Here is a 14419-nt window from a genome sequence, read left to right as displayed (position 1 = left end):
CTGAAGCAGCACCGCCGATACGATAAGGTCTTGATTCCTTTCTTACCCAAAACAAACTGAACTTTAAATTTGTAAAATGGCATCGAAATATCCTAGGACCATCAGAATAAGCCCCCTAATTATATGCTACTCCATTTTATTTTTTCTTAATTAAAAAACATTATGAGCACAGAAACAACAAACAAAGACATACTAAGGGGCGGACAGTTCCTTGTAAAAGAGACCAAATGTGAAGATATTTTTACGCTTGAAGATTTATCGGAAGAGCAAAAAATGATGCGCGAAAGCACCAAAGAGTTTGTAGATCGAGAACTTTGGGCACATTGGGAACGTTTTGAAAAAAAGGATTATGCCTTTACCGAGGAAACCATGCGCAAAGCAGGGGAACTAGGTTTGTTAAGCGTCGCTGTTCCCGAATCTTACGGTGGTATGGGAATGGGATTTGTTTCTACCATGTTAGTATGCGACTACATTTCTGGGGCCAGTGGTTCTTTTAGTACGGCCTTTGGCGCTCATACGGGTATAGGAACCATGCCTATTACCCTTTATGGCACAGAGGATCAAAAGAATAAATATGTGCCCAGATTAGCCTCTGGCGAATGGTTTGGGGCCTATTGTCTTACCGAACCAGGAGCAGGCTCCGATGCCAATTCCGGAAAAACAAAGGCGGTCTTAACCGAGGATGGTAAATACTACAATATTACAGGTCAGAAAATGTGGATTTCCAATGCTGGATTCTGTAATGTGTTTATTGTATTTGCCCGTATAGAAGACGATAAAAACATCACCGGTTTTATTGTAGAAAACGACCCTAGTAATGGGATCAGTATGGGGGAGGAAGAAAAGAAACTGGGCATACATTCTTCATCGACTCGACAGGTATTTTTTAATGACACCAAGGTGCCTGTAGAAAATATGCTTTCTACCCGTGGCAACGGATTTAAAATAGCCATGAATGCATTAAATGTCGGCCGTATAAAATTAGCGGCTGCTTGTTTGGAAGCACAAAGAAGGGTAATAACAGAAGCTACCAAATATGCCAATGAACGTGTTCAGTTTAAAACACCGATAATAAATTTTGGTGCTATTAAGGCCAAAATTGCCAATATGGCTACCAATTGTTATGCAGACGAATCGGCTAGCTATAGGGCCGCAAAAAATATTGAAGATAGGATTGCTATACGGGAAGCCGAAGGTAATTCGCATCAGGAAGCAGAATTAAAAGGAGTGGAAGAATACGCTATTGAGTGTTCTATCCTTAAGGTGGCCGTTTCCGAAGATGTTCAAAGCACCACCGATGAAGGGATTCAAATTTTTGGCGGGATGGGATTCTCCGCTGATACGCCTATGGAGTCGGCTTGGAGAGATGCCCGTATTGCTAGGATTTATGAAGGCACCAACGAGATAAACCGTATGTTGGCCGTTGGAATGCTGGTTAAAAAAGCTATGAAAGGCCATGTAGACCTTCTGGGGCCAGCTATGAAAGTTGCCGATGAATTAATGGGTATCCCCTCTTTTGATGTTCCCGACTATTCGGAGTTGTTTTCTGAAGAAAAAGATATTTTGGCAAGACTCAAGAAAGTATTCCTGATGGTAGCTGGTAGTGCTGTCCAAAAATTTGGGCCGGAATTGGAAAATCACCAACAGTTAATGTTATCTGCCTCCGATATATTAATTGAAATTTACATGGCCGAATCTGCCATCTTACGAACAGAGAAAAATGCAAAACGGTTTGGGGAAGACCATCAGGCAACCCAAATAGCTATGTCAAAATTATATTTGTACACAGCTGTTGACATCGTAATCCAAAAAGGTAAGGAAGCCATTGTTTCCTTTGCCGAAGGCGATGAGCAGCGAATGATGCTTATGGGGCTCAAACGTTTTACAAAATATACCAATCAACCTAATGTAGTAGCCTTACGTACACAAATTGCCGATAAAGTAGCTGCAGATAACGGATATACCTTTGACTAATTCAGGTAGCGCTTTGTAATAAAGCAGTAATGAAAAACCGCTCCTTTTGGGAGCGGTTTTATTATTTACAACCAGAAATCAATTCCTAGTTCGGATGGTATAAGAATGCTCAGTTATTGAACAAGTTCCAATGTTCCTTGCCCTAAAAAATTATACTGTTTAGCATACTCCAACATTTGACCTTCAAAGCTCTTTGGCTGGGTAACCTTTACATCGGTTATTTCTCCTGCCTCATCGGTTTCTGCCACCAATACTGGATTTACAAAACCGCTATATGGAGCCGAACTAAATTGTGCGTTTCGTTCCAACACCTCGGCATGTATGGTTTGATCTACTTTTACACCGTAGCCTTCTACCAAATCTTGTGCAGCTTTAAAATCGCCTTCAGACTTTATACGCTGGGTTTCACGCAACAACTGTCCAAAAATTTCACGTAGTTTATCATAATCATTGATATTGTAATAGGTCTTGCCATCGCGAGTGATTTTCTCAATCACCTTATCTGCCTGACCTTTTTCAAAAGCCCATGCAGAAACCCATTGTCTATTGACCATATGGTCTTCTTCAATATCATCTCCTAGATTAATACGCACTAACTGTGTCATTAATCCATTTCTAATATACCCGTCATAAGCAGCTTTTCCAACTTTTCTCCAGTCATCTACCAAACCGAGCTCTTGTAATTTAGGATCCATCAGGTAATACAGCCCAATTAAATCTGCCCTACCCTCTTCCATGGTGGAAGCGTAATTCTTAAGGGTTTCTTTTGGCTGACCTATTCCTTCGTTAATTTGTCCGGAAGCATGGCCGATTACTTCGTGCAAGGCTGTGTGTAGTTTATCGGCTATTTCGCCATACTGCTCCTCTAATTCGATTTCTTCGGCATCATTGGCAAATTCATTTAATAATCCGCTACCACCAGCATGGTTATAAGCATTGATAATATTTCCTAAGGAAACCGATTTGCTACCGTGCTGCTGTCTGATCCAGTTGTTGTTAGGTAGGTTAATCCCTATTGGGGTGCTCGGTGAAGCATCTCCAGATTCTCCGGCCACATTCACCGTTTTATAAGACACTCCAACCACCTTGGCTTTTTTGTGCTCCTCCATTAAAGGAGTGTTGTCTTCGAACCACTGAGCATTTTCGGACAAAACGGCCATTTGTCTAGACATTTCAAAGTCTTTGATCTGAACAATAGACTCATAAGATCCGCGATAGCCCTTTGGGTCGTTGTAAACTTCTATAAAACCATTGATCCAATCTATATTTCCAGAGGTCGAGGTTACCCAAGCAATACAATATTCGTCCCAGGTATCTAAACTTCCAGTTTTATAATATTCGATTAAAAGTCCCAAAGCTTTTCCTTGTTCTTCATTTTCTGCTACTTCCTTGGCCTTTTCCAACCATTTGATAACTTCATCAATGGCACTTCCATACAGTCCGCCAGATTTCCAAACCTTTTCTACAATTTTACCATTTTCACGGACTAATTTAGAATTCAATCCAGCTTCTACAGGGGCATTTTTTGGTCCTTTATAAGCTTTTTTATAAAAGGCTTCCACCTCAGCATCTGTAATTGTAGGATCATAAAAATTCACTACCGAGGAAGCTATATTATCAACGCCCTTTTTCTTGTTGACCTTTTTATTGTCCTTATCATTAAAAATTACCTCAAAGGCCTCACCTTTCAGTTCTGTATCGGTCTCGGCCAACAAAAAGTTTAAAAAATCTGATGAAAACTCAGGTTTTATCTTATCGTTAGAATAGTGGTGATGAATACCGTTCGAAAACCAAACTCTTTTCAAATATTCCTCAAACGCTTTCCAATCTTCGGTAGTTTTATCCCCGGAATACTGGGTATATATATTTTCTAAAGCTGCTCTAATTTCCAAGTTATGACGGTAATTCTGGTCCCATATCATATCTCGCCCAGCCAAACCCGCTTGGGTTAAATAATAAACCATCTTTTTCTCTTTCAATGTCAATTCATCAAATCCTGGAATTTGGTACCTTAAAACCTTTATATCGGCGAATTGATCTACCATATATTCAAACCCCATTTCTTTCTCTACAACGGGCTCTGGCGCTACTGCTTTTTCCTTACAAGCCCCTAAAGCAGCGAGTATTAGGAAACAACCAAAAACATTCTTTAATTTCATTTTATACGATATTTGAATTATAAGACATAAATTTAACGAAACCGCTTCGAATTGTTTAATTTATAAGGAAATATAATTACAAGTTCCCTAACCCCCATCATCTTTTTGATCGTAAGCTCATAAAATTGGGTATCAAAAGCGAACCTATAAAACATTATTGCAACCAACAAGCCGATGAATTACCTTAGCTATTTGAAACAAGTACGATAAAAAACTGGTCGCAAATACGAATTCAGCTATGCGAATTACATATAATCCTTAAAAAACAATACCCAACCAAACATGAAAAACACACTACTTGGATCCGCATATTCTTCTGAAGATTTTAGAAAAAGAGGGCATGAACTCATCGATTCTTTGGCCGACCATTTGGAACAAACCACCTTGGGGAAATCGGAAAAAGTTCTAGATTGGGTTTTACCTAAGGATGAACATCACTATTGGACTGATTTTTTAAAAAACGGGGATGAAAACGCGCTTTTCAAAACAATCATGTCTCGTTCTATTCATGTACACCATCCAAAATACATAGGACATCAGGTGAGTCCACCTGCCCCTATTACTGCCTTAACCGGACTGATAGGGTCCTTGTTAAATAATGGTATGGCGGTTTATGAAATGGGAAAGGCAGCCACCGCCATGGAACTTATCATAACCGATTTACTTTGCGAAAAACTTGGCTATGAACCAAAGGCCGGTGGTATTCTTACCTCTGGCGGCACTTTAGCCAATTTAACCGCTCTATTAGCCGCCAGAAAAGCGATGCTACCCAACGACATATGGAACGAAGGCCATAGCCAAAAATTGGCTATTATGGTTAGTGAACAGGCTCATTATTGTATCGATAGGGCTGCCAAAATTATGGGCTTGGGAGAAAAGGGAATCATTAAAATTCCGACTACATCAAATTTCACCATGGATATTACAGCATTGGAGACTTCACTTGCCCAAGTAAAAAAGGAAGGTATTGAAGTATTTGCTATTGTAGGAAGTGCGCCCTCCACAGCAACGGGAATGTACGATGATTTGAAGGCCATTGCAAATTTTAGCAAAAAGAACAAGCTTTGGTTTCACGTCGATGGTGCCCACGGAGGAGCGGCTATTTTTTCAGCAAAATACAAGAATAAACTAAAGGGGATTTCCGAAGCAGATTCTGTGGTTATTGATGGTCATAAAATGATGATGATGCCAACCATAACCACTGCTTTGTTGTTTAAAAACAGAGCACATTCCCATGCTACCTTTAGTCAAAAAGCCGATTACTTACTAGAACAGTCTACCGAAGAAGATTGGTATAACTTAGCGAAGCGTACTTTTGAATGTACCAAATCTATGATGAGCCTGCACTGGTATACACTCTTAAAGACCTATGGCGAAACTATTTTTGATGATTTTGTGACTTCCCTTTACGATTTAGGGCAAGGGTTTGCAGAAATCATTAGGAACCATAGCTCTTTTGAACTGGCGGTTGACCCAATGAGCAATATTGTTTGTTTTAGATACGTCAGTACTAAATTGGATACCACTAGTCTGAATAGTATTAATGAGAAAATTAGACTCGCTATTTTGGAAGAGGGAGAATTCTATATTGTACAAACAAAATTAAGGGGCATTCATTATCTGCGTACCACCATCATGAACCCTTATACTACCCCAGCACATTTAGAAATACTCTTGGACAAAGCAGAAGCCCTGGCCACAGCAAACCTACCCACTGCTGAAAATTCATAAAAACCCCTCCCGAAAGAGGGGTTTAAGACATTGCTATTCCTTATTATCAAAAGATTCCTTAAGCTTGGTCTCGCTGTCTTTTTTAGAAAAGTTAATGGCACATTCTATCAGTGCTAAATGGGAATAGGCCTGTGGAAAATTCCCTAACAAGCGTTTTGTTTTAAAGTCGATATCTTCACTAAAGAGTCCTAAATGATTGCCATAGGACAATAGCTTCTCAAATTGCGCCATCGCTTTTTCCTCTTCTCCTATTTTAAATAGGCTATTGATGAACCAGAAGGTACAAATAGTAAAGGAAGACGAGGGTAATCCGAAGTCGTCCTTGTTTTTATAGCGATAGAGCAAGCCTTCATTGCTCAACTCTTTCTCGATTGCTTTTACAGTACTTACAAATTTTGGATTCTTGGCCTCTATAAATCCATAGGACTCCATCAGGAGCACGGACGCATCTAAATCCTGGGAACCGTAGGACTGGGTAAAGGACTGCTTTTCCTCACTCCAGGCATTGGCATAAATATCTTCCCTGATCCTCTTTTCTAGGGATCCCCATTTATCGATCTTATGTGTTTTTCCAAATATTTTTGCCACTTTAATGGCTCTGTCCAGGGCTACCCAGCACAATATTTTAGAAAATGTAAAGTGTCTGTCTTCGGTTCGGAATTCCCATATACCCTTGTCGGGCTCTTCCCAGTGATTATCTACGATCCAAACAATACCTTTGGTAATGGTCCATAATTCTTCTTTGTTCTCTATATCGGTATTGAACTTATCCAACTGTGTATAAATAACATCCATCAATATTCCATAGATATCATTTTGCCGCTGTGCATAGGCAGCATTACCGATACGTACGGGTTTAGAACCTTTGTAGCCGCTTAAGTGATCGAGCGTCTCTTCGGTCAGTATTTTTTCCTTATTGATACCATACATGATCTGCAGTTTTTCGTCCTTATTGGGAATAAGATCAATAATAAACTGCAGGTATCTTTTGGCCACGTTTTTATGTCCCAGTTCCGAAACTACCTTGATCACCATAGAGGCGTCCCTTATCCAACAGAATCGGTAGTCCCAGTTTCGAACCTCTCCAATGGTTTCTGGGAGGGAGGTCGTAGCAGCGGCCAATACAGCACCAGACTTGTCATAACTTAGCAGCTTAAGGGTAAGCGCACTACGAATTATCTGGTCATTGAATTTTTTATAGGTAGGAACCTTATCGGTCCAATTTAACCAATAGACCTTGGTACGTTGTAAAAGTAGATTTATTTTCTTGGTATCGGGTTTTATTATCTTCTCGTTATAGCTCAAGAGAAAATACCCTGCTTCCTTTAGAGCTATTTCTTCGCCCTTAAGTACCTTTTCCTTATCAAAAGAAGTGTACAGGAATACGGTATCAAATTTTTTGGCATGGGTAAGACTAGCTATAAAATCGGGTTTAATATAGCTTTCCGTTTCCCCTAAGGCATAAACCAACTTAGGGTTGTAAACTACTCTAAATTTTGGGTTTCCTGAAATATGTTTAAAACACCTCACTATTTCTGGCGGGGTATAGTACCCTCCGCCTTCATTGTAATAACGGGGCATAAAGTCGTGCACCTCAAAAGTATTCTCGCCATCGGAAAATCTAGTGACTAGGATACAGGTATTCTCTTTATACTTTTGATCGATCGTATAGGAATCATCTACTAAAATCTCAAAACTCCCCCCTTTTTCCTCGTCCAATATTTTTGCAAATACCGAAGACGAATCAAATTCGGGCAAACAACACCATTCCAATGAGCCATTCTTGGAAATTAGGGCAGCACTTCTACAATTTCCAATTATTCCGTAGTCCAAATTATCCATATGCCAAATACGTATTTATTTACAACCATTAAAGTTGTTTTTACTAATCGTTTTGTCGAAATTTAAGGAAAATATGGAACTATATAAACCAAAACCTACCAAATTATGGCTAAAACTATCATAATTTCAAATAGACTCCCTGTGCAATTGCAAATCGAAAATGGCCATATCACAGCCACCCCTAGTGTGGGCGGACTGGCTACGGGAATGAAATCTGTACATTCTGGAAGCGATAGCCTTTGGATAGGATGGAGCGGTTTAACAAAAGAGAATATTCCCAAGGAATTGGAACCTAAAATAGACAAGGCCCTAAGGGAGCATGGTTGTTCTAAGGTAAGCCTCACCGAAGAGGAGATAGAAGGCTTTTACTTTGGTTTTAGCAACCGGACCATTTGGCCCTTATTCCATTATTTTTTGGAGTATTCGGAATTTGAATCGGCCAGTTGGGAAACCTTTAAGGCAGTAAACCAAAAGTTTGCCGATGCCATTTTAAAAAACTCAAAGGACGATGATGTCATCTGGGTCCATGATTACCAATTAATGTTGGTCCCAGAAATGGTCAAGGCCAAGCGCCCCAATGCGGCTATTGGATTCTTTTTACATGTCCCCTTTCCTTCTTATGAAATATTTAGGACATTGCCTTGGCGTAAAGAAATTTTGCGCGGCCTATTAGGTGCAGACCTCATCGGTTTTCACACCTATGATTACGAACGGCATTTTTTGAGTTCGGTAAGAAGGCTGTTAGGTTTGGAGGTAAGCTTCAATGAAATAAATGTCGACGATAGGGTTATCAAAGTCGATTCTTTCCCCATGGGAATCGACTATAAAAAATTTAGTAATGCCGCCAAGGTTCATCAGAAAAACACCACGGAAAATCAATCGGAATTACAACGCCGACTCAATGTCCACAAAGAATCGACCCCAGATGCCAAACTGATCCTATCCATAGATCGATTGGATTATTCCAAGGGGATAGCGAAACGGTTGAAGGCCTTTGAATATTTTCTGAATAAATTCCCTGAGTACAAGGAAAAAGTACGTCTGATTATCCTTGCCGTTCCTTCTAGATCTAATGTGCCCCAATACCAATTATTAAAAAAGGAAATTGACGAATTGGTAGGAAGGATCAACGGAGAATTTTCTACCGTTAGTTGGACCCCCATTTGGTATTTCTACCGATCTATGCCTTTTGAAAATTTAATAGACCTCTATACTTCTAGTGATATTGCCCTGCTAACGCCCATTCGCGACGGAATGAATTTGGTGGCCAAGGAGTACATTGCTACGCGAACCGATAAAACCGGTGTTTTAATTTTAAGCGAAATGGCAGGATCGGCCAATGAAATGAATGAATCCCTTCTCATTAACCCAAACAATTTTGATCAAATTGCAGATGCTTTAATTCAAGCTATCAATATGCCTAAAGAAGAGCAGATGGCAAGAAATACCATTTTGCAGAAACGTCTGGAACGATATAATGTAGAGAAATGGGCCAATGATTTTATGAAATCGCTTTTAGAGCAAAGAGAAACGACCCACCAATATATTTCCAAATTACTATCCAATAAAACCTTGGACTCGGTTATTGAACAATACCACGCTTCCAAAAGAAAACTATTGTTCCTTGATTATGACGGCACCCTTTCTGGCTTTCATATGGATCCGCAAAAAGCAGGTCCAGATGAAAAATTATATGATCTCTTGGACCAGATCAATGCCCAAGAAAATACAGATGTATATTTAATTAGTGGTAGGGACACCGGAACATTTAACCGGTGGTTTCTTCATAAAAAATACAATATGATCGCCGAACATGGAGTATGGCTATCCAAGGAGGGTGAAGACTTCACCTTATTAGAGCAGATAAAAAACGACTGGATGCCCAAAATAAAACCTATATTGGAATCTTTTGTCGATAGAACCCCAGGGTCGTTCATTGAGGAGAAAAACTTTTCTTTGGCCTGGCACTACAGAAATACAGATCCAGACTTTGGCAAGAAGAGGGCCGCCGAATTAACAACGGTATTAACTAGCCTCATTGCCAACGATAATTTAACCGTACTTTCTGGGAATAAGGTGTTAGAAATTAAAAGCAGTGGTGTGAACAAAGGTAGGGCGGCCGTAAAAATGCTCGCCGAGAACGACTACGATTTTATATTCGCTATTGGCGATGATTGGACCGATGAATATATGTTCGAAGAATTACCAGACGATGCCATTACCGTTAAGGTAGGTATGCAAAAAACCCAAGCCAAATACTATGTAGAAAACACCAAAAGAGTACGGGAACTGTTACTCCGATTTATAAAATAGACTTGAAAATTAAACCCCATATACTTCCGGTCATTATTTTTTCCCAATTTGCCTGTACCTCCATATGGTTTGCCGGGAATGTAGTAGTAGAAGATTTGATGAAAGTCATTGGTTTGGACAATCAATTCACCGGAATAATATTATCGGCCGTACAATTTGGATTTATTGTAGGCACCTTACTATTTGCTACCCTAATGATTGCCGATAGGTATGCCCCTTCCAAGGTGTTTTTACTTTCTGCAATTTTAGCAGCGCTGTGCAACTTGGCCTTACTATCGAACAACCTTACCCAAACGACCTTACTTTCCGCTAGATTTGGTGCGGGCTTCTTTTTGGCCGGGATATACCCTGTCGGAATGAAAATCGCATCAGACTATTATCGGCATGGCTTGGGAAGGGCCTTAGGTTTTTTAGTAGGGGCCTTGGTATTAGGGACGGCCTTTCCCCATGCTATTAAAGGCATGGATTGGGGTCGTAATTACACTTTTGTAGTGAGCACCACCTCGATACTGGCCGTAATGGGTGGATGCTCTATGTACTTATTTATTCCCAAGGGTCCGTTTAGAAAAAAGAGTACAGCTTTTGAAATACAAGCGAGTACCAAACTTTTTAAAATTCCATCCTTTAGAAAAGCGGCCTTTGGCTATTTTGGCCATATGTGGGAACTCTACGCTTTTTGGGCCTTTATCCCCCTAGCTATTCAAACCTACAACACTTTCAATACCTACCAAATACCAATCGCCATTTGGACTTTTACCATCATTGCTATAGGCAGTATTTCCTGCGCTTTGGGAGGATATTTTTCTTTAAAGATCGGCAGTAAAAAAGTAGCAATTTTTTCTCTGTCACTTTCAGGGGTACTTTGCCTCTTATCGCCATTATTTTACCTGTTGTCCCCTCCCCTGTTTTTATTGCTCCTTTGTATTTGGGGAATGGCCGTCATTTCGGATTCTCCACAGTTTTCAAGCATGGTTGCCCAATCGGCACCCATACATTTAAAAGGTACTGCCCTTACTGTTGTGAATTGTATAGGATTTAGCATTAGTATCATAAGCATTCAACTTCTTTCTTTTTTATCCCCGAAAATTGATCCTATCTATATCTTTTTACTCTTAGGAATAGGGCCTATCATAGGGATTTGGAATTTAATGCAGAAAACTTCTTAACACTTTATTAAGATTCAATACGTATGGATAAATGTAAATTACCCCAATATTTAAAACACACGAATATGCGCCTTACTTGGTTGCTACTATTATTTTCTACGGCGCTTAGTGCACAGACCGACCCACGCATTTATGATATAATTGCTAATGTTTCGGCAGAACGCATTGAAAAGGACGTTACGACATTGGCTAATTTTGGGACTCGCCATACCTTAAGCGATACCTTGTCTGCTACCAGAGGTATTGGGGCAGCCCGACGATGGATAAAGGCCGAGTTTCAAAAAATATCGGAAGGATGTACAGGTTGCCTAGAGGTTGCTTACCAAAAAGATTTGGTGAAAAAAGGTGAAAACGAGCGTATTACCAAAGATGTGTGGGTAGTAAATGTTGTGGCCATCCAAAGAGGAACGAAATACCCAAACCGCTATATTATTATGAGCGGGGATATAGACTCTAGAGTAAGTGATCCCAATGATTTTACTTCCGATGCCCCAGGGGCCAATGACAATGCCAGTGGTATGGCAGGCACCTTGGAAGCAGCCAGGGTACTGTCTAAATACACCTTCGAAAGCAGTATTGTTTATCTAGGGCTTTCGGGTGAAGAACAAGGACTTTTTGGCGGACAAGGCTTGGTAAATATGGCTAAGGAAAAAAACTGGGACATCATTGGTGTTTTTAACAATGATATGATCGGAAATATTAAAGGTGTCGATGGTATCATCAGCAATACAGATTTTAGAATTTTTTCGGAGCCCGTACCTCCTACAGAAACAGAGAGACAAAGAAATATGCGCCGTTTTTACGGAGGTGAGGTCGATGGTATTTCGAGGCAACTGGCGCGTTATGTTCACAAAAATGTAAGGGTATATATGCCCGAAATGAATCCGATGTTGATCTACAGGCTAGACCGTTTTGGCCGTGGTGGCCACCACAGGCCCTTTAATGACGCTGGCTATGCCGGCATCAGGATCATGGAGGCCCATGAAAATTATACGCAACAGCACCAAGATATTAGGGTAGAAAACGAAATTTCCTACGGGGATGTCCTAGAACATGTAAATTTTATGTATGCAAAAAAGTTAACAGCCGTCAATGCCATTAATTTAGCATCCCTCGCTTGGGCTCCCCCAGCTCCCGAGAAAGTATGGATCGGTGGCATGGTAGCGCCCGCTACAAAATTAAAATGGAGCAAAGTAGCCGGAGCCAAAGGATATAAAATTTATTGGAGAGATACCACCTCCCCTACCTGGGACCACAGCAGGTATGTAGAAAATGTAACCGATTTTACCCTCCAAGGTATTGTGATCGATAATTATCTGTTTGGGATAGCAGCAGTCGGAGAAAACGGCTCTGAAAGCGTCGTCGTTTTCCCTAATGATATTATGAAATGAGCATGACCGAATATTGGTCGCAAAGACGAAATCAGCTATGCGAATTACATGCTTGTACGGAGCGCAGCCGAAGTATGACCGTAAAAAAGCAAAAAATCTGTGCATATTAAATAACTAAACAGAATAAAAAACCTATTACCACAACTCTTAATTCACTGAACCATAGCAGTAACACTACTAATTCAATATTACCTATTAACAAACTATGAGAATTTTATTTATTTTATTTTTGGGCATCACCCTTAACGCCTACGCCCAAACACCCCAATTTACTGAACAAGACACTCTTCGTGGGAGTATTACTCCGGAACGAGAATGGTGGGACCTCAACTACTATCATTTAAAAGTGAAGGTCGATCCAAGGAAAAAAAGCATTTCTGGCTCTAATACCATTCGTTATAAGGTCTTGGAGGAAAACCAACTCCTTCAAATAGACTTACAACCCCCTTTAAAAATTAAAAAAATAACGCAAGACGGTAAATCACTCTCTTTTACCTCAAAAGTAAACGCTCATTTTGTCACCTTAAAGAAAAAACAGCTTAAAGGAGATTTTAATGAGTTGGTCGTTAGTTATTCCGGGGTTCCCAGGGAGGCGGTAAAAGCACCATGGGACGGAGGTTTTTCTTGGAAAAAGGACAGCAACGGCAAGCCGTTTGTAGCCACCTCTTGTCAAGGTTTGGGTGCTAGTGTATGGTGGCCCAGTAAGGACCATATGTACGACGAGGTCGATAGCATGGCTATAAGTATTACCGTTCCTAAGGGATTGATGGATGTTTCTAATGGCAGACTGCGAAAAGTAGACGAAAGAAGAAAAACCAACACCTATCACTGGTTTGTGAGCAACCCCATCAATAATTACGGCGTTAATGCAAACATTGCCAACTATGTTCATTTTGGGGAAACATATATGGGAGAAAAGGGAGCATTGAGTATGGACTACTACGTACTTCCCGAAAACTTGGAAAAGGCAAAACGACAATTTAAAGATGCCACCAGAATGATGGAAGCCTTTGAGCATTGGTTTGGTCCCTACCCCTTCTATGAAGATGGCTTTAAGCTGGTAGAGGTCCCCTATTTAGGCATGGAGCACCAAAGCTCGGTCACCTATGGCAATGAATATAAAAATGGCTATTTGGGAAGAGATCTATCGGGAACCGGCTGGGGGTTAAAATTTGATTTTATCATCATTCACGAATCTGGGCACGAATGGTTTGCGAACAATATCACCAATAAGGATACCGCTGATATGTGGATCCACGAAAGCTTTACCTCCTATTCCGAGAATTTATTTTTAGACTATTTCTACGGAAAAGAGGCAGCTGCCGCTTATGTTATCGGTACTAGAAAAAATATAGAAAATAGTACTCCCATGATAGCGCCTTACAATGTTAACCAAACAGGTGGCGATATCTATTTCAAAGGGGCCAATGTGCTCCATACCCTGCGACAGCTTTTGGAGGACGACGAAAAATGGCGATCCATCTTACGAGGACTCAACCAAGAGTTTTACCATGAGACCGTTACGACACAACAAATAGAAGACTATTTGAGTCTTCATAGCGGCATAGATCTTAGCGAGTTTTTTGAACAATACCTGCGAACCACCAAAATACCTTTATTAGAATATACGATAGAAGGCAATTTGCTCCACTACCGATATACCGATATCGTGGACGGATTTGATATGCCGCTAAAGGTATCGGTAGGAGAAACACAACAATGGATCTTTCCTTCTGCTCATTGGAAAACCGAATCCTTCGATTCTGAGATAAAAGATTTTAAGGTTGACAGAAACTTTTATATCTATTCTAAAAACAGCCAATAGGTATATGACATAGCATAG

At 40.3% G+C, this 14419-nt stretch carries 8 protein-coding genes; 6 read left to right on the top strand and 2 right to left on the bottom strand.

The window, feature by feature from the left end:
* Positions 1-162: 162 nt before the first annotated feature.
* Positions 163-1974 carry an acyl-CoA dehydrogenase family protein gene (locus BUA16_RS05630; protein ID WP_072763676.1) on the top strand — a complete coding sequence of 604 codons (1812 nt, stop codon included), beginning with the start codon at positions 163-165 and terminating at the stop codon, positions 1972-1974.
* Between the two features lie 113 nt (positions 1975-2087).
* Here the strand turns inward: BUA16_RS05630 and BUA16_RS05625 are convergent, their stop codons facing one another.
* Positions 2088-4133 (bottom strand): dipeptidyl-peptidase 3 family protein, encoded by a 2046-nt coding sequence (locus BUA16_RS05625; RefSeq protein ID WP_072763675.1) that lies wholly within the window; start codon positions 4131-4133, stop codon positions 2088-2090.
* A gap of 282 nt (positions 4134-4415) precedes the next feature.
* On the opposite strand from BUA16_RS05625, the gene BUA16_RS05620 reads away from it, so the two are divergent.
* Positions 4416-5864: a pyridoxal phosphate-dependent decarboxylase family protein gene (locus tag BUA16_RS05620; protein ID WP_072763673.1), complete on the top strand. Its 1449-nt coding sequence runs from the start codon at positions 4416-4418 to the stop codon at positions 5862-5864.
* Between the two features lie 33 nt (positions 5865-5897).
* On the opposite strand, the gene BUA16_RS05615 is transcribed toward BUA16_RS05620, so the two are convergent.
* The gene (locus BUA16_RS05615; RefSeq protein ID WP_072763672.1) at positions 5898-7706 is read right to left on the bottom strand and encodes a glycoside hydrolase family 15 protein; all 1809 of its coding nucleotides are present in this window, start codon (positions 7704-7706) and stop codon (positions 5898-5900) included.
* Positions 7707-7811: 105 nt separating this feature from the next.
* Between BUA16_RS05615 and BUA16_RS05610 the strand changes: the two genes are divergently transcribed.
* The 4 genes from BUA16_RS05610 (at position 7812) to BUA16_RS05595 (ending at position 14401) form a co-directional block, all read left to right on the top strand.
* Positions 7812-10019 carry a bifunctional alpha,alpha-trehalose-phosphate synthase (UDP-forming)/trehalose-phosphatase gene (locus BUA16_RS05610; RefSeq protein ID WP_072763670.1) on the top strand — a complete coding sequence of 736 codons (2208 nt, stop codon included), beginning with the start codon at positions 7812-7814 and terminating at the stop codon, positions 10017-10019.
* A gap of 2 nt (positions 10020-10021) precedes the next feature.
* Complete coding sequence (locus tag BUA16_RS05605) at positions 10022-11185, top strand: MFS transporter (protein WP_072763669.1); 1164 nt, start codon at positions 10022-10024, stop codon at positions 11183-11185.
* A gap of 65 nt (positions 11186-11250) precedes the next feature.
* Positions 11251-12576 (top strand): M28 family peptidase, encoded by a 1326-nt coding sequence (locus BUA16_RS05600; RefSeq protein WP_072763806.1) that lies wholly within the window; start codon positions 11251-11253, stop codon positions 12574-12576.
* A gap of 205 nt (positions 12577-12781) precedes the next feature.
* Positions 12782-14401, top strand: coding sequence for a M1 family metallopeptidase (locus BUA16_RS05595; RefSeq protein ID WP_072763668.1), 1620 nt, complete (start codon positions 12782-12784; stop codon positions 14399-14401).
* The last annotated feature ends 18 nt before the right edge of the window (positions 14402-14419 follow it).

It is taken from the genome of Arenibacter nanhaiticus (genome assembly GCF_900141935.1).
GTDB classification, from domain to species: Bacteria; Bacteroidota; Bacteroidia; order Flavobacteriales; family Flavobacteriaceae; genus Arenibacter; species Arenibacter nanhaiticus.
Note: the sequence above shows the minus strand (reverse complement) of the source record. Positions and strands in the feature narration are given on the sequence as shown.

Bases quoted from the DNA above. Each gene is read 5' to 3' on its own strand.
- BUA16_RS05600 (WP_072763806.1), top strand. From the start codon at position 11,251: ATGCGCCTTACTTGGTTGCTACTATTATTTTCTACGGCGCTTAGTGCA.
- BUA16_RS05625 (WP_072763675.1), bottom strand. From the start codon at position 4,133: ATGAAATTAAAGAATGTTTTTGGTTGTTTCCTAATACTCGCTGCTTTA.
- BUA16_RS05595 (WP_072763668.1), top strand. From the start codon at position 12,782: ATGAGAATTTTATTTATTTTATTTTTGGGCATCACCCTTAACGCCTAC.
- BUA16_RS05615 (WP_072763672.1), bottom strand. From the start codon at position 7,706: ATGGATAATTTGGACTACGGAATAATTGGAAATTGTAGAAGTGCTGCC.
- BUA16_RS05620 (WP_072763673.1), top strand. From the start codon at position 4,416: ATGAAAAACACACTACTTGGATCCGCATATTCTTCTGAAGATTTTAGA.
- BUA16_RS05630 (WP_072763676.1), top strand. From the start codon at position 163: ATGAGCACAGAAACAACAAACAAAGACATACTAAGGGGCGGACAGTTC.
- BUA16_RS05610 (WP_072763670.1), top strand. From the start codon at position 7,812: ATGGCTAAAACTATCATAATTTCAAATAGACTCCCTGTGCAATTGCAA.